18 protein-coding genes are annotated in these 14,832 nt (G+C 59.6%); 14 read left to right on the top strand and 4 right to left on the bottom strand.

Annotated elements, in window-relative coordinates; all coding sequences use genetic code 11:
- Positions 1-25: 25 nt before the first annotated feature.
- On the bottom strand, positions 26-361 hold the full coding sequence (locus O3A94_09570; GenBank protein ID MDA1356503.1) for a hypothetical protein: 336 nt from the start codon (positions 359-361) through the stop codon (positions 26-28).
- 83 nt (positions 362-444) lie between these two features.
- Here O3A94_09570 and O3A94_09565 point away from each other — a divergent pair, with 83 nt between their 5' ends.
- The 9 genes from O3A94_09565 to lysA all read left to right on the top strand — a co-directional run bounded on the left by O3A94_09565 (position 445) and on the right by lysA (position 7,706).
- On the top strand, positions 445-663 hold the full coding sequence (locus tag O3A94_09565) for a twin transmembrane helix small protein (GenBank protein ID MDA1356502.1): 219 nt from the start codon (positions 445-447) through the stop codon (positions 661-663).
- Positions 664-668: 5 nt separating this feature from the next.
- Positions 669-1,223 carry a cob(I)yrinic acid a,c-diamide adenosyltransferase gene (locus O3A94_09560; GenBank protein ID MDA1356501.1) on the top strand — a complete coding sequence of 185 codons (555 nt, stop codon included), beginning with the start codon at positions 669-671 and terminating at the stop codon, positions 1,221-1,223.
- A gap of 222 nt (positions 1,224-1,445) precedes the next feature.
- Complete coding sequence (locus tag O3A94_09555; GenBank protein ID MDA1356500.1) at positions 1,446-2,195, top strand: electron transfer flavoprotein subunit beta/FixA family protein; 750 nt, start codon at positions 1,446-1,448, stop codon at positions 2,193-2,195.
- Positions 2,195-3,148 (top strand): FAD-binding protein, encoded by a 954-nt coding sequence (locus tag O3A94_09550; protein MDA1356499.1) that lies wholly within the window; start codon positions 2,195-2,197, stop codon positions 3,146-3,148. Before O3A94_09555 ends, O3A94_09550 begins: the two co-directional genes overlap by 1 nt.
- A gap of 8 nt (positions 3,149-3,156) precedes the next feature.
- A complete protein-coding gene (locus tag O3A94_09545; protein ID MDA1356498.1) occupies positions 3,157-4,029 on the top strand; it encodes a 3-hydroxybutyryl-CoA dehydrogenase in 873 nt (290 codons plus the stop codon).
- 98 nt (positions 4,030-4,127) lie between these two features.
- Positions 4,128-4,679, top strand: a complete 552-nt coding sequence (locus O3A94_09540) for an SCO family protein (GenBank protein ID MDA1356497.1) — start codon at positions 4,128-4,130, stop codon at positions 4,677-4,679.
- 111 nt (positions 4,680-4,790) lie between these two features.
- The gene (gene argH / locus O3A94_09535) at positions 4,791-6,263 is read left to right on the top strand and encodes an argininosuccinate lyase (protein ID MDA1356496.1); all 1,473 of its coding nucleotides are present in this window, start codon (positions 4,791-4,793) and stop codon (positions 6,261-6,263) included.
- Positions 6,260-6,400 carry a hypothetical protein gene (locus O3A94_09530; protein ID MDA1356495.1) on the top strand — a complete coding sequence of 47 codons (141 nt, stop codon included), beginning with the start codon at positions 6,260-6,262 and terminating at the stop codon, positions 6,398-6,400. The genes argH and O3A94_09530 overlap by 4 nt, the downstream gene beginning before the upstream one ends.
- Before the next feature lie 28 nt (positions 6,401-6,428).
- The gene (gene lysA, locus O3A94_09525; protein MDA1356494.1) at positions 6,429-7,706 is read left to right on the top strand and encodes a diaminopimelate decarboxylase; all 1,278 of its coding nucleotides are present in this window, start codon (positions 6,429-6,431) and stop codon (positions 7,704-7,706) included.
- Here the strand turns inward: lysA and O3A94_09520 are convergent.
- Both O3A94_09520 and O3A94_09515 read right to left on the bottom strand, forming a co-directional pair.
- A complete protein-coding gene (locus O3A94_09520) occupies positions 7,703-8,077 on the bottom strand; it encodes a response regulator (protein MDA1356493.1) in 375 nt (124 codons plus the stop codon). The two genes, lysA and O3A94_09520, sit on opposite strands and share 4 nt — an antisense overlap.
- Positions 8,078-8,086: 9 nt before the next feature.
- Complete coding sequence (locus O3A94_09515) at positions 8,087-8,749, bottom strand: zinc-ribbon domain-containing protein (protein ID MDA1356492.1); 663 nt, start codon at positions 8,747-8,749, stop codon at positions 8,087-8,089.
- A 173-nt stretch (positions 8,750-8,922) separates the two neighbouring features.
- On the opposite strand from O3A94_09515, the gene ftsE reads away from it, so the two are divergent.
- The 5 genes from ftsE (at position 8,923) to O3A94_09490 (ending at position 14,252) form a co-directional block, all read left to right on the top strand.
- Complete coding sequence (ftsE, locus tag O3A94_09510) at positions 8,923-9,600, top strand: cell division ATP-binding protein FtsE (GenBank protein MDA1356491.1); 678 nt, start codon at positions 8,923-8,925, stop codon at positions 9,598-9,600.
- Position 9,601: 1 nt separating this feature from the next.
- On the top strand, positions 9,602-10,483 hold the full coding sequence (locus O3A94_09505) for a cell division protein (protein MDA1356490.1): 882 nt from the start codon (positions 9,602-9,604) through the stop codon (positions 10,481-10,483).
- A 24-nt stretch (positions 10,484-10,507) separates the two neighbouring features.
- Complete coding sequence (locus tag O3A94_09500; protein MDA1356489.1) at positions 10,508-11,110, top strand: YdcF family protein; 603 nt, start codon at positions 10,508-10,510, stop codon at positions 11,108-11,110.
- A complete protein-coding gene (locus O3A94_09495) occupies positions 11,107-11,829 on the top strand; it encodes a lysophospholipid acyltransferase family protein (GenBank protein MDA1356488.1) in 723 nt (240 codons plus the stop codon). Before O3A94_09500 ends, O3A94_09495 begins: the two co-directional genes overlap by 4 nt.
- Before the next feature lie 116 nt (positions 11,830-11,945).
- On the top strand, positions 11,946-14,252 hold the full coding sequence (locus O3A94_09490; GenBank protein MDA1356487.1) for an adenosylcobalamin-dependent ribonucleoside-diphosphate reductase: 2,307 nt from the start codon (positions 11,946-11,948) through the stop codon (positions 14,250-14,252).
- A gap of 4 nt (positions 14,253-14,256) precedes the next feature.
- Here O3A94_09490 and O3A94_09485 read toward each other — a convergent pair whose 3' ends face one another.
- Positions 14,257-14,805, bottom strand: a complete 549-nt coding sequence (locus tag O3A94_09485; GenBank protein ID MDA1356486.1) for a gamma-glutamylcyclotransferase — start codon at positions 14,803-14,805, stop codon at positions 14,257-14,259.
- Positions 14,806-14,832: the final 27 nt, after the last annotated feature.

Genomic DNA, 14,832 nt, shown 5'->3' with positions numbered 1-14,832 from the left:
GCCCGGGATAATTCTCCCGGGCGGCTCACACCGACCCATGCGGCAGGCGTTCGCTGGTCAAAACAGAGTGCACGCAAATTATCGCGCGTATTTTGCGCGCGATGGCTTCGCTCGCCTCGCGCCCCACGCCGGGGACTTGGACGTCGATGGTCAGTTCGGCTTCCGGCGCCCGGACATTGTTGCCGCCGCTCCGGGTGACATGAATTTGGCTTGGAATGAGATCGCGTAGCGCGAATATCTCCAGCACCCTCGGTACGGCGGAAGGATCGGCTTCCGTCAGCACGGAAAAACACGCAACCGGAACGGCGGTGTCAGGCGTGCGGGAGGCGGGTTCGCCAGTATCTCTATCGGAAACAGCCATGCGGCAGAGTTTACTTGGCCGAATTTACATATTCAATTGCCGCCAAGCGGCTTATGATTGGAGCCTCACCAAGGACGTGACGCGTGTCTGATTCGATTGCCAGCATTCTCGAAATCCTCGTTTATATCGCCATGGGCGCGGTGGTAATTGTTCTGGTCCTCGGCATCGGTTCGATGTCCGGTGGCCGCAAAGGCAAAAAAACATCCGATCGCAGCAACAAATTCATGCGCTGGCGGGTTGGCATTCAGTTTATCGCCATTGCTCTGCTGGCGATTCTCGTTTTCGTCGTCAAGAAAGACTGACAGCGATGGTTCTTCTGACAAAAATCTATACGCGTGGCGGCGATGCAGGTGAGACCTCGCTGGGCGGCGGCGCGCGCGTGCTCAAATGCGACCTCCGCGTTGAAGCCTATGGCGCGGTGGACGAAGCAAATGCCGCCATCGGCGTTGCGCGGCTCCACTGTACCGCCGACAGCGACGAGATGCTGGCGCGCATCCAAAACGATCTGTTCGATGTCGGTGCAGATCTGTGTCGGCCAGAAGATGGCGCCGAAGCGCTCCGCATCGTCGCCGCCCAGGTCGAGCGACTGGAGCGGGAAATTGACGCCATGAACAGCGTCCTGGCACCGCTTACATCCTTCGTTTTGCCTGGCGGCTCGCCCGCCGCAGCCGAACTTCACGTCGCGCGTACTACAGTGCGTCGCGCTGAGCGCCTAACTGTGGCTTTGGCCCAACAGGAGAAGCTGAATCCGGTGGCGATCCACTATCTTAACCGCCTCTCCGATCACCTATTTCAACTCGCCCGCGTCAACAATGAAGGCGGTGCACGCGACGTGCTTTGGGTGCCTGGAGCGACGCGCTGAAGGGCTTATGCTGCGTTGCAACATAATTAGCCAATCCAGCGACATTTCCTTGAATTTTCGGACCGTTGACGCCGCGCTGTTGGGGCATTACGCTGCGCCTCTTGATCGGTACGGTCGGTTTGTTGCGAATGCGAAAGGCAAGGGCCACGCCGCTGATTTCATGCCTGCTGCGCCTGGCGCCACGGCAAATGTTTGATTTAATCCAGTAGGAGCCCGCGCAATATGAAAGTGCTTGTCGGGATCAAGCGCACGATCGACGCAAATGTGAAAGTTCGCGTTAAAGCGGATGGCACCGGCGTAGAGACGGCCAACGTCAAAATGACGATCAATCCATTCTGTGAAATCGCTGTCGAGGAAGCGGTGCGCATGAAGGAGGCCGGCATCGCCGAGGAGATTGTCGTGGTGACGGCAGGCCCTGAAGAAGCGCGCCAAACCCTCATGACCGCGCTCGCCATCGGCGCCGATCGCGCCGTACATGTGTTGGCGGAACAGGATATTCAACCGCTCGCCGTGGCTAAGGTGCTGAAGGCGGTGGTTGAGCAGGAATCGCCTGGTTTGGTGATTGTCGGCAAGCAGGCGATTGACGATGACAGCAATCAGACCGGGCAGATGTTGGCGGCACTTCTTGGTTGGCCCCAGGCGACGTTCGCCTCCAAGATCACGCTCGGCGACGGCGAGGCCGAAGTGACACGGGAAATTGATGGCGGGCTGGAGACGCTCACCATCAAGCTTCCCGCCGTGGTGACGACCGATCTGCGCCTCAACGAACCGCGCTACGCGTCGCTGCCTAACATCATGAAAGCCAAGAAGAAGCCGATCGACGCCAAGACGATCGAGGAATGGGGTGTGGATGCCGCGCCGCGCCTCGAAATTCTCAACGTCACCGCGCCGCCCAAACGCGAAGCCGGTGTGATGGTCGCAAGCGTGGCCGAGTTGGTCGACAAATTGCAAAACGAAGCCAAGGTGCTGTGATGGCCTCTCTCGTCCTTGCCGAACATGACAATATAGAGTTGAAACGCGCCACGCTGCACGCGGTTACCGCGGCGTTGCAGTTGGACGGCGAGGTTCATATTCTGGTTGCCGGCGCGCAATCCGCCGGCGTGGCCGAAGCCGCGGCAGCCGTTGCCGGCGTCACCAAGGTGCTGCATGCCGACGATGCCGCATATGGTCATGATCTGGCCGAGAATTTGGCGCCGCTGATTGTCGGTCTGGCGGAGAAATACGATTCGCTGCTGGCCTGCGCCACGACATCCGGCAAAAATGTGATGCCGCGCGTGGCGGCGCTGCTCGACGTCGCACAGATATCCGAGATTTCTGAAATCGTCTCGGCCGACACTTTTGTTCGCCCGACCTATGCCGGCAACGCCATGGTGACCGTGCGTAGCAAGGATGCCCGCAAAGTTATCACAGTACGCGCGACCGCGTTTGATGCCGCCGCAGTGGACGGCGGGTCGGCGGTTATTGAAGCGATTAGCGGCCCCGGAGACCAGGGCCTGTCGCGCTTCGAGCGCCATGAATTGAGCGTCTCAGTGCGGCCCGAATTGACCAGCGCGGACATCGTCGTTTCCGGCGGGCGCGGGATGCAGAGCGGCGAAAACTTTCCTTTGGTTGAAGCCGTCGCCGATCGGCTCGGCGCCGCCGTCGGCGCGTCGCGCGCCGCGGTCGATGCGGGCTACGTGCCAAACGATTATCAGGTCGGGCAGACCGGAAAAGTGGTGGCGCCCAACCTCTATATCGCCGTCGGCATCTCGGGCGCGATCCAACATCTCGCCGGGATGAAAGACAGCAAGGTGATCGTCGCCATTAACAAGGATGAAGAGGCGCCCATTTTTCAGATTGCGGATTATGGTTTGGTTGCCGATTTGTTTAAGGCGCTCCCCGAGCTCGCTGAGGAGCTGGACAAACAAAAAATATCTAAGAACTGAGGCCGGCCATGATTGAACACATCGGCATAATCGGCGCGGGCCAAATGGGCAGCGGTATCGCTCATGTCGCGGCGCTGAACGGTTTTACGGTGACGCTCCTAGATGTTGACGATGCGGTGTTGCAGGCCGCGATGGCGACGATCCACAGAAATATGAGCCGGCAGGTGCGCAAGCAAATGATTGACCAGGCTGCCTGCGATGGGGCGTTGGGGCGGATCAAAACCGGTGCCGGTGTTGCGGATCTGAAGGATGCGGATCTGGTAATCGAGGCGGCGGCGGAAAACGAAACAATCAAGAAAGAAATTTTTGCCAGTCTCAAGGGCATCATTAAGCCTGACGCCATCATCTGCACCAACACCTCTTCCATCTCGGTGACGCGGCTTGCCGCCAGCACCGACCGGCCCGGCCTGTTCATGGGGATGCACTTCATGAATCCGGTGCCGATGATGGAACTTGTTGAACTGGTGCGCGGCATTGCCACCGACGTGGACACCTATGAGCAGGTGCGCGACGTCGCGGTGAAGATGGGCAAAAAAACAGCTATGGCCGAGGACTTCCCGGCCTTCATCGTAAACCGAATTTTGTTGCCGATGATCAACGAAGCGATCTACGCGCTGTATGAGGGTGTCGGCACGGTGGAATCCATCGATACCGCCATGCGCCTAGGCGCGCATCATCCCATGGGGCCACTGCAGCTCGCTGATTTCATCGGCCTCGATACCTGCCACGCCATCATGCAGGTCCTTTATGAAGGCCTGGCCGACAGCAAATATCGCCCCTGCCCGCTGCTCGCTAAATATGTCGAGGCCGGTTGGCTGGGCCGCAAAACCGGTCGCGGTTTTTACGATTATTCCAGCGAGACGCCCGTTCCAACGCGCTGATGCTGGTTTGACGTTTGCGGCAACGGATCATGCGGCCCTCCACTATTTCAACGTTTGTTCCAGCAATTGCTTTTGCTGCCGTCCTGATGGCAGGGATAATGCTGTTCGCCTCGTTGCCCATCGGTAGCGCCGGCGCCCGAGCGCAAACCGACGGCGAGGTCATGCATTTTTCGCTGACCACCCATGACGGGCGACGCGTGAGCGAGCAGGATTTTCGCGGGCGCTATCTGCTGATTCAATTTGGCTACACATGGTGCCCGGATGTATGCCCGATGGAATTGGCATTGTTGGCGGAGGTTCTGGACCGACTAGGAGCAGAGGTCGAGAAAGTCCAGCCGCTCTTCATCTCTTTTGATCCGGCGCGCGACAGCGCAGACGTACTGGCCGGCTATGTCGATAATTTTCACCCGGCGATTATTGGTCTCACCGGATCAGAAGCGGAAATAGCCCGCATCCTCGATGCCTTTGGTGTCATTCGGATCAGGCAACGGGAAGAGGGCGGCGGCTATATCTATGCCCATTCTGCCAACACATATTTGCTCGGCCCGCGCGGGGATTATCGCGGTTCGATCGATTCCCTGGCCCCTCCAAACGACGTCGCTGACGGCCTGGCCGAGTTTTTGCGCGATGACGCAAGGGCGACGGAATAACAACGAAACGGTTGATTGCCGAAAAAATAGCGCCATTATGCGCCCGTGCGGAACCGATGGGGCACGAGTCGCCCCTGAAAACGGCGCGAAACGCCAACGCGGAATCGGAACATGAGCGGCAACCCAAAGACCAAGCAGGACGGCGACGCGGCGGTGTCCGGCGCCTCCGCCAAATCGGCGAATCCCCGTGATGCAAAACCCCAAGGCGTGAATACCGTGTGGGGCGGGCGTTTTGATTCCGCGCCTGATGATCTCATGACGGCGATAAACGCTTCCGTCAGTTTTGATTGCAGGCTCTACGCTCAAGACATCGCCGCTTCCAAAGCGCATGCCGAAATGCTTGTCACCCAGGGCATTATTCCCGCAGAAGATGGCTTCAAAATTCAAGCCGGGCTCGACACCATCCGGGATGAAATCGAGGACGGCCGGTTCGCCTTTAAAAGCGAATTGGAAGACATCCACATGAATATCGAATCGCGCCTGAGTGACATCATCGGCAGCGCCGCCGGGCGCCTGCATACGGCGCGGTCGCGCAACGACCAGGTGGCGACGGATTTCCGTCTCTGGGTGCGTGCGGCGCTGGAAGTGACTGACAGGGAAATGCGCGATGTGCAGGCCGCGCTGATTGACCGCGCTGAAGAGCATGCGGCGACCGTGATGCCGGGCTTTACCCATTTGCAATCGGCGCAGCCGGTGACCTTCGGTCATCATTTGCTGGCCTATGTCGAAATGCTCGGCCGCGATCGCGGCCGTGTTAGCGATTGTCTCAGCCGGCTCAACGAATCCCCGCTCGGTGCCGCGGCGCTGGCTGGCACCTCGTTTCCGATCGACCGCCAGGCAAGTGCTGCGGCGCTCGGTTTTGATCGTGTTGCGGCCAATTCCATCGATGCGGTGTCGGACCGCGACTTCGCCCTTGAAGCGCTGAGCACCGCCGCCATCTCCGCAGTGCATTTGTCGCGCTTGGCCGAGGAACTGGTCATTTGGTCAAGCGCCCAATTCGCTTTTATCCGGCTCTCCGATGGCTTCAGCACCGGCTCGTCGATCATGCCGCAAAAACGTAATCCTGACGCGGCGGAATTGGTGCGCGCCAAGACCGGGCGCATCACTGGCGCGCTGGTGGCGCTTTTGACGGTGATGAAGGGCTTGGCGCTGAGCTACGCCAAGGACATGCAGGAAGACAAAGAGCCGGTGTTCGATGCATTCGACTCGCTCTCGCTTTGTCTGCGCGCTTCGGCCGGCATGATACGCGACTTACAGGTGGATACCGCCGCCATGTCCAGCGCCGCCGGGAAGGGACATGCCACGGCGACCGAACTCGCAGATTGGCTGGTGCGCGAGCTGGGTATGCCATTTCGCGATGCGCATCATGTCACTGGGCGCGTCGTTCGCCGCGCCGATGAATTGGCGTGCCGCTTGGACGAGTTACCGCTTGAGGAACTGCAAGCTGTTGAGCCACGCATCGTGGCAGCGGCGCGCGATGTGTTGGATCCCGTCCGCGCCGTCGAAAGCCGCTCCAGCTACGGCGGAACGGCGCCCAATCAGGTGCGTGCGCAAGTGACGCGCGCGCGGCAGCGCTTCTTATGATTCGCAAGCTCAGCCTGCTGTTGACCATCCTCGCCGCACTCGGTTTGGTTGTGGCGTTGGTGGGATGCGGCAAGCGGGGCGCGCTTGAGGCGCCGCCTCAAGAATCCACTCTAGAGCTGCCCCGCCAATCGGCCTGACGGCGGCCATACTTCGGAAAAAGACGGCATGGAATATTTTACGTACCGGGACGGCACCGGTGGCAACGAGCTATTCGCCGAGGATGTCGCGCTTAGTCAACTGGCCGAGCAATTCGGCACGCCGTGCTACGTCTATTCGAGCGCTGCGCTGCTCGCGCGCTTCCAGGCCTTTAGCCAGGCGGTGGGCGATGCCTTGGTATGCTATTCCCTGAAGGCAAACGACAATCAGGCGGTGGTTCGCTGTCTCGCTGGCGCCGGTGCCGGGGCGGATATTGTCTCCGGCGGCGAGCTTCGCCGGGCACTTGCGGCCGATATCGTCCCGGCCAAGATCGTCTTCGCCGGCGTTGGCAAAACCGGTGACGAATTGGCCGACGCGCTTGATGCCGGCATCGGCCAGTTCAATGTTGAATCCGAGGATGAGCTGCATTTGCTGGCGTCGCTTGCCGCGGCGCGTGGCGTGCGCGCGCCGATTTCGCTGCGGGTTAATCCGGATGTCGACGCTGAAACCCATGACAAGATTTCGACCGGCCGGGCCGAGGATAAATTTGGCATCGCATTCGATCAGGCAGAGGCGCTCTATGCCCGCGCCGCTGGCATGGACGGTGTCGATATGGTGGGCCTAGCGATTCATATCGGTTCGCAACTGACGTCTCTCGCGCCGTTTGAGGCCGCTTTCGCCCGCGTCGGCGAGCTCTTCCTCCGGCTGCGCTCCAACGGACATGCGGTTTCGCGTCTTGATCTTGGCGGCGGGCTCGGCATTTCTTATCGCGGCGAAGCGCCGCCGGATTTGCACGAATATGGTGCCTTGGTGCAGCGCACCGGTCGCGCTCTTGGAGCAGCAGTCACACTCGAGCCGGGGCGCTGGATGGCGGCTCCCGCCGGGTTGTTGCTGGCTCGCGTCATTCGCGTAAAGCAGAACGGCAACAAGCAATTTGTGATCGCCGATATGGCGATGAACGATCTTTTACGCCCCGCGCTCTATGGCGCATGGCACGAGATTCAGGCCGTCGCACCGCGTCCCGGCGAGGTGTCGCCGGTCGATATCGTCGGCCCAATTTGCGAGAGCGGCGATGTGATCGGGTCCGACCGCCCAATGCCCGAATTGCGTGCCGGAGATCTCATCGCCGTGCGGGACGTCGGTGCGTACGGCGCGGTGATGTCGTCAAACTACAACAGCCGCCTGCCCGCTGCCGAGGCGATGGTGCATGGCGGTGAGGCCGCTCTAGTTCGCCCGCGCCTCGATTATGACGCTCTGATTGCGCGCGACACAGTGCCGGATTGGCTGAGCGGATTGGCCAGCGCCTAGCCGCTTCGTGGGCCCGCTTCCAATGCCTCTATGACGACACTGCAAATTTTCTGAAGGTCGAATGGCTTTGGCACGACGCTATGCACAAGGGCCTCCAGATTGTGCGCTCGTTGGCGCTCCGCAGCGTAGCCGGTGATGAGGACAATCGGCATGTCTGGCCAATCCCGGCTCACCGTCAACGCCAGTGAGATGCCGTCCAATTCGGGCATGACGATATCACTCAGCAGCAGATCGAATGTGTTTTTTTGCAGGGCTTGTAGGGCCTGAACGCCGTCCGCCACCGCTTTGATTTCATGGCCCTGGCTCTCCAAGGCGCGAACCAGGAATGTCCGCACGGCATCCTCGTCTTCGGCGATTAGGATGCGGGCCATCGGGTTTGCTCAGTTTGCGTCTTCACCGGCGAAACCGATGCGCAAGCTTACTACGCCTATCGGCGGGCTGGTGAGGCGGGTTTCGAATTTCGTGTAGCTTTGCGCCGGTAACTCGCTTTGCTCGGCGGCGAAAGTCCAGTGATGCAGTTCGATATTGGCAGCGTCGAGCAATCCGATGCGAACCGCTGGAACGGCCCGGCTGTCGTCAGCCAGGTTATAAATTCGTCCGCGTACCACAAGAATCGGAACGCCGCCCTCAACCACCTGGTTCTGAGTGACATTCTGGAATTTAAGATCAGCGGTATCCACCGTGTCTGTGCCTAAGCCGATCGCCGCGTAAAGTTTGCCGGCGGGGGGCCACGCGTCGACGATCGGCCCGCGCGCCAGAATGCCGCCAAGGACGATTATCACCACCGCAGCAGCCACAGCGAGCCAGCCCAAGCGGTTTGCACGCCGCCGCTTTGCCACGATGGCCGGCAAGTTCGAGCCGAACGGAATCGGCCTGGGTTCATCATCAGGCGGTAGGATATCGATCCGTTTCGGCATGTCGGCGGGCGGCTGCTCGTGCCAAGTATGGCTGCATTTAGCGCAACGAACCGTGCGCCCCTCTCCGCCCAGTGCCGTGGGATCGATCAGATAGCGCGTCGCGCAGGACGGGCAGCTGACAATCATACGTTTTAATCAAACAATTGTTGTTGTATGCGTTGGCGGATGCCGAACAGTCCGCAGTGTACCGCTAATTGCGCTTCCTCTCCATAGCGATTGCGCAAACAGCCCGGCGTGCATGTAGAATGCTGGAGGACTGCCGATCCGGCAACTATTTCAAGGCCTGGAGACTTTTACTCGTGGTTCGATTCGAAAATGTGGGGATGCGGTATGGCATGGGCCCGGAGGTGCTGCACGATGTCACCTTCGAGGTCCAACCCGGCGAATTCCGCTATCTTGTGGGGCCGAGCGGCGCCGGAAAGACGTCGCTACTGCGCTTGATGTATCTTGCGCACCGCCCGTCGCGCGGCTTGATATCGATGTTTGGCGCCGACGTTATCGCGGCGGGACGTCAGCAATTGATGGATCTTCGCCGCGGAATCGGTGTGGTTTTCCAAGATTATCGCCTGCTTGCGCATCTTTCGGCGCTTGATAATGTGGCGCTGCCGCTGCGCGTCGCCGGCGCCAAGGAAGAACTGGTGCAAGAGCATGTGTCTGAATTGCTGGCTTGGGTAGGCCTTGCCGATCATATCCACGCGCTGCCCGAATCGCTGTCCGGCGGACAAAAACAACGCGTCGCGATCGCCCGCGCCGTGATTACCCGCCCGCGCTTGTTATTGGCCGACGAACCGACGGGAAATCTCGATGAATCGCTTGGTCAGCGCCTGATTCGCCTGTTTGAGGAATTGAACCGGATCGGCACCACGGTGATCATCGCCACCCATAATCACAACATGGTGGCGCGCAATCCCCACCCTGTGATGACGCTCAGTTCCGGCGAGCTTCGACTCGACGCACCGATCGTCAAGGAGAGCTGAGATGGCACGCCGTGCGCCGGCAGTTGTTCCGCTCGGTCGCGACGCGCCGAGCCGGTTCTTGCCCTGGGTTTTTGCACTGATGGTCTATTTGGCTGTCTTGGCCCTGGCCGGCGTGCTGATATTGCATAGCGCCGTGGATCGCTGGCAGCGCGGTGAAGTGGATACACTCACTGTGCAGCTCATGCCGATCGAGAACGTGAGCGAGGACGCGCGAATCACCGAAATGCGGGAATTGCTTGGCGGCGTGGACGGCGTGACGGGAATTCACGTGGTCGCGCAGTCGGAGACCATCGAACTGATCGAGCACTGGTTGGGCGCCGGAAATGTGCCGCCGGATTTGCCATTGCCACGGCTCATTGATGTCGATGTTGCGCCTGGATACGGCCTCGACGCCGAAAGTCTGGCCCTTCGCCTTCAGGCATCGCTGCCCGGCGTCACTGTAGATGACGCTAAACTTTGGCTCGACCGGCTGGCCGATCTTGGCCGTTCTCTGGAATTTCTCGCCATTGCTGTGGTCATCTTGATCGGCCTTGCCGCCGTCGCAACCGTCATATTCACCACGCGAATGGGTATTTCAATTCATCGCAACGTCATAGAATTGTTGCATCTTATCGGTGCGCGCGACGGTTATGTGGCTGCACAGTTTCAGCGCCAAGCGATGATGCTGGGATTGCGCGGCGGGGTGCTCGGGATTGTCTTCGCGGCGGCCACGCTTTATGGCTTGGGCCAAGTCGCCGGTGGCCTGGAAACGCCGTTGGCGCCGGACATTCCGGTGGCGAATTGGGCATGGGTATTGCTGGCCGCCGTTCCGGTCGCCACTGCCTTGATCGCCATGGTGACGGCCCGCCTCACGGCGCTCAGGGAACTCGCAAAGATGCCATGACGGCACGACAATAGGTGTGTGCGCATGACAGTTACCTATCGCATTTTTGGCGGCACGATCTTCGTGTTGGCGATCCTCTGGTCGGTCGGCCTGGTGAGTTTTGCCGCGGCCTTGCCACGCGACATTGATGATCCGTCGAGCCATACGGACGCCATAGTTGTTCCAACTGGTGGTCAAGGGCGGCTCGGTGCCGGGCTGGAACTGCTGCGCGCAGGCCTGGCCGAGCGGCTTTTAATAACGGGCGTCAATGATGGCGTCACCATGCAGAGCCTGGTCGGCGAAAACGCTGGCGCGGCGACGGTCTGTTGCGTTGATCTCGGATACGGTGCCCGCGATACGTTCGAAAACGCACTGGAATCCGCCGCTTGGATGGCCGAACGGGATTATCGCAGCCTCCGGCTGGTGACCGGAAATTACCACATGCCAAGGGCGATCCTTGAGTTTCGCAGCGCCATGCCAGATGTTAAAATAGTGGCCAACCCGGTCTTTTCGCAACATGTGAGGGTCGAGAATTGGTGGCGTTACAGAGGAACAGCGGGCCTGATCGCGAGCGAGTACGCGAAGTATCTTCTGGCGCTCATTCGAACGCCGTTCAGCCGCGCCGACTCGCCAAGCAATCCGTCATGAACACCGTCCGCTCGGCGCTTTGCACGACGTGCTTTTACACATGGTCCATCGTCATGGCCTTGGTGATGTTTCCCATGTTGCTGACGCCGCGCCCGATATTCCGGTGGTTCGTACAATTATGGTCGGAAGGCAATTTTTTCATTTTTCGCGTTGTCGTCGGCATCCGCGTGGAAGTCCGCGGGCGTGAATTTATACCGGCGGGACCGGCGATCATCGCGTCTAAGCATCAGTCCGAATGGGAGACTCTCATTTTTCTGCGCCTGCTGCACGATCCCGTCTACATCATGAAAAAAGAACTCGCCTATATCCCAGGGTACGGCCAGTTCGCCCGCAAAATGAAAATGATCTTCATTGATCGCGACGGCTACTCCAAATCATTGCGCAAGCTCGTCAAGGCCGCGCAGAAATCCATCGCGACCGGCCGCGCGTTAGTCATTTTCCCGGAAGGCACGCGCGTTGAGCCGGGCGAGAAATTGCCGTATCGGCCCGGTATCGCCGCACTTTATGGCGCACTCGATGTGCCGGTCACACCGGTGGTGCATAATTCCGGCCTGTGCTGGCCGAAACAGTCTTTCCGCAAATATGCCGGCACTATCGTCATTCACTTTCTTGAGCCGATCGAGCCCGGCCTCGAGCGGCGTGAATTCATGGCGCGCCTCGAAAACACCATGGAAAATGCCGCCGACGAACTGATAGCAGAAACGAGACCTGTGAATTAGAACATCAGCGGAACATCCCTTGACCGCAAGAACCCCGCAGCCTTAAACTATCCGGTTCCTTCCTGGTGGTACGGCGACTTCGTTCGTCGACCAGAAATAGGCAGTAAATTATTGCTATGACCCCGATGACACCCATATCCAGCCAAATCTGGGACATGAAATATCGCCTCAAGACGGGCGAGGGCACGGCAATAGACAAGACCATGGAGGATAGTTGGCGCCGAGTCGCAAATGCTCTCGCCGCGCCCGAGGATGATCCGGCGCATTGGCAGGCGGAATTTTACGAAGCGCTCAAAGATTTTCGCTTCCTACCGGCAGGCCGCATTCTTGCCGGCGCCGGGACAGACCGTCATGTCACCTTGTTCAATTGTTTCGTCATGGGACGTGTGCCCGACGATATGGCGGGCATTTTCGATCAACTCAAAGAAGCCGCCCTGACGATGCAACAAGGCGGCGGCATCGGCTATGATTTTTCGACGCTCAGGCCTAAGGGAGCACCGGTTGTCGGCGTCGGCGCCGACGCGTCGGGGCCGCTGACCTTCATGGATGTGTGGGATTCAATGTGCCGCACTATCATGAGCGCCGGCTTCAGGCGCGGCGCGATGATGGGCACCCTGCGCTGTGATCACCCCGATATCGAATCCTTTATCGAGGCCAAGCAGGATCCGGGGCGCCTGCGTATGTTCAATCTCTCGGTGCTGGTGAGCGACGATTTTATGGTCGCAGTCAAAGCTGATCGCCCGTGGGAGCTGAGCTTTGGCGGCGTCTGCTACAAAACGGTTTCGGCACGCGAGCTGTGGGACCGGATCATGCGCGCGACCTATGCCTTTGCCGAGCCCGGCGTGATCTTTATCGACCGTATCAACAAAGCCAATAATTTGAGCTATTGCGAGGAGATATTCGCCACCAATCCATGTGGCGAGCAACCACTGCCGCCCTATGGCGCGTGCCTGCTTGGCTCGATCAATCTGGCCAGCCTGGTGCAGGCGCCGTTTGAGGAAGATGCGGCGCTAGATATTGCAGCGCTCAGCCGGCTTGTCGCCACTTCCGTGCGCATGCTCGACAACGCCATTTCCGTTTCGCGCTTTCCGCTCGAAGCGCAAAAGGACGAAGCGATTGCCAAGCGACGCATCGGCCTCGGCGTGACCGGTCTCGCCGACGCGTTGATCATGTGCCGCGCGCGCTATGGCAGCGAGCCGGCGAACGCGCTCACCCATAGCTGGCTGGCGGCGCTCCGCGATGCCGCTTATTTAACGTCGGCACGCCTGGCTGGGGAAAAAGGTGCTTTCCCGCTGTTCGCCGCCGAGCCTTATCTGGCGAGCGAAACGGTGGCTAATTTGAGCCCCGAAATCCGTGCCGAAATTGAGCGCTTTGGGACGCGCAATGCGCTTCTCACCTCGATCGCGCCAACCGGTACGATCTCGCTTCTGGCGGGAAATATCTCGTCCGGCATCGAGCCGGTTTTCAGCTATTCCTATCGCCGCAATGTGCTCATGCCAGACGGTACGCGCAAGGCGGAGAATGTTTCCGATTACGCCTATCGTCTATTCCGCGAACTCAAGGGTGAAAATACGCCGCTGCCGGATTATTTTGTCGATGCGCAGCAGCTGCGCCCGTCCGACCATCTCGTTGTGCAGGCGTTGGCGCAAAAATATATCGACAGCTCGATTTCCAAGACAATCAATTGCCCAGAAGAAATCGACTTCGACGAATTCAAGGATATCTACACCGAAGCCTTCGACCTTGGCTGCAAGGGATGCACCACCTATCGACCCAATCCGATAACCGGCGCGGTCATGGAAACCACCTCTGCGGCTGAAGTCGTGGAACACGAAGTGCAGGAAGAGCTTCCGCTGAAGCAACCCGTCGCCAAGCCGCGCGATGCCTATGAGGCAGGCGGCGTGGTCTATATGACCCAGCCCCTGGAGCGCCCGGAATCATTGCCGGGCAGCACCTATAAGATTCGCTGGCCCGAGAACGACCACGCCATCTACATCACCATCAACGACATCATGCGGGATGGCCGGCGCGCGCCGTTCGAAATTTTCATCAATTCCAAGAACACCGAACATTATGCCTGGACCGTTGCCCTAACGCGCATGATCAGCGCGGTCTTCCGGCGCGGCGGCGATATCTCGTTTGTAGTCGAGGAATTGAAAGCGGTGTTCGATCCGCGCGGTGGCCAGTGGATGGATGGGCGCTATGTGCCGTCGATTCTGGCTGCCATCGGCGAGGTGATCGAGCATCATTTGAGCATCACCGGCTTTACCCCCGTTGCGGCCCCGGTGGACAAACGAGCGTCCGCGATGGAAGCACCGCCACGCGAGCGCTTGCGGACATGCTCGCGCTGCGGCCAATTCGGCGTCATTCAACAGGAGGGCTGCGACATGTGTACGGCGTGCGGTTTCTCCAAATGCGCCTGATGGTCTAGTCGTCGGCGTCGACCTCGCGCAAGAGTGCGGCGAGACCGGTGTCCTTCAGGCCCAACTGGCGGAGGTGGTGAACCGTGTTCGCCAGATAGTCACGCGCTTCACCGGCCGTGCCGCGGCCATTGCGGATAAGATTGATCATGATGTCAGGTTCGAGTTTTCCGGAATATTGCGGGCCAGCTCGGTCGGCGGTGTAGGTGTGCGCCATAACACGCGGCGCGCCACGCCCGCGCATCAGCGATATCGGCAGGCGCCGCGCCACATAAACATGATAGATCATCTCGCGTGCATGGATCGCGGCCAGAATGTCGCGCGCGGCGTCAGGGTCGAGGCGAAAAGCCCGCCCGACGCAGGAGCCGCCATTGTCCAGGCCGAGGACCAAGCCGGGGTTTTTCGGCGACCCACGGTATATGTGAGAATAAATGCAAAAGGCGCGGTGATAGCCGCGCAACAATGCTGGTTCCGATTCGACATACTCAAAATCTGGCCGCCACATCAGCGAACCGTATGCAAATACCCAAATTTCGTCTTTGCGTGTCTCTATCATAAACTGCAAGATTGTCGTTGCGCCGGA

Source organism: Pseudomonadota bacterium (assembly GCA_027624955.1).
Classification (GTDB): Bacteria; Pseudomonadota; Alphaproteobacteria; order UBA828; family UBA828; genus PTKB01.
This window is presented reverse-complemented; position numbering and strand designations above follow the sequence as displayed.

What these genes read in the sequence shown, in the direction of transcription:
- O3A94_09545 (MDA1356498.1), top strand. Translation starts at nt 3,157, where the DNA reads ATGATTGAACACATCGGCATAATCGGCGCGGGCCAAATGGGCAGCGGT.
- O3A94_09485 (MDA1356486.1), bottom strand. Translation starts at nt 14,805, where the DNA reads ATGATAGAGACACGCAAAGACGAAATTTGGGTATTTGCATACGGTTCG.
- O3A94_09500 (MDA1356489.1), top strand. Translation starts at nt 10,508, where the DNA reads ATGACAGTTACCTATCGCATTTTTGGCGGCACGATCTTCGTGTTGGCG.
- O3A94_09490 (MDA1356487.1), top strand. Translation starts at nt 11,946, where the DNA reads ATGACCCCGATGACACCCATATCCAGCCAAATCTGGGACATGAAATAT.
- O3A94_09520 (MDA1356493.1), bottom strand. Translation starts at nt 8,077, where the DNA reads ATGGCCCGCATCCTAATCGCCGAAGACGAGGATGCCGTGCGGACATTC.
- O3A94_09515 (MDA1356492.1), bottom strand. Translation starts at nt 8,749, where the DNA reads ATGATTGTCAGCTGCCCGTCCTGCGCGACGCGCTATCTGATCGATCCC.
- O3A94_09495 (MDA1356488.1), top strand. Translation starts at nt 11,107, where the DNA reads ATGAACACCGTCCGCTCGGCGCTTTGCACGACGTGCTTTTACACATGG.
- argH (MDA1356496.1), top strand. Translation starts at nt 4,791, where the DNA reads ATGAGCGGCAACCCAAAGACCAAGCAGGACGGCGACGCGGCGGTGTCC.
- O3A94_09560 (MDA1356501.1), top strand. Translation starts at nt 669, where the DNA reads ATGGTTCTTCTGACAAAAATCTATACGCGTGGCGGCGATGCAGGTGAG.
- O3A94_09555 (MDA1356500.1), top strand. Translation starts at nt 1,446, where the DNA reads ATGAAAGTGCTTGTCGGGATCAAGCGCACGATCGACGCAAATGTGAAA.
- O3A94_09540 (MDA1356497.1), top strand. Translation starts at nt 4,128, where the DNA reads ATGCTGTTCGCCTCGTTGCCCATCGGTAGCGCCGGCGCCCGAGCGCAA.
- O3A94_09530 (MDA1356495.1), top strand. Translation starts at nt 6,260, where the DNA reads ATGATTCGCAAGCTCAGCCTGCTGTTGACCATCCTCGCCGCACTCGGT.
- O3A94_09550 (MDA1356499.1), top strand. Translation starts at nt 2,195, where the DNA reads ATGGCCTCTCTCGTCCTTGCCGAACATGACAATATAGAGTTGAAACGC.
- O3A94_09570 (MDA1356503.1), bottom strand. Translation starts at nt 361, where the DNA reads ATGGCTGTTTCCGATAGAGATACTGGCGAACCCGCCTCCCGCACGCCT.
- lysA (MDA1356494.1), top strand. Translation starts at nt 6,429, where the DNA reads ATGGAATATTTTACGTACCGGGACGGCACCGGTGGCAACGAGCTATTC.
- O3A94_09505 (MDA1356490.1), top strand. Translation starts at nt 9,602, where the DNA reads ATGGCACGCCGTGCGCCGGCAGTTGTTCCGCTCGGTCGCGACGCGCCG.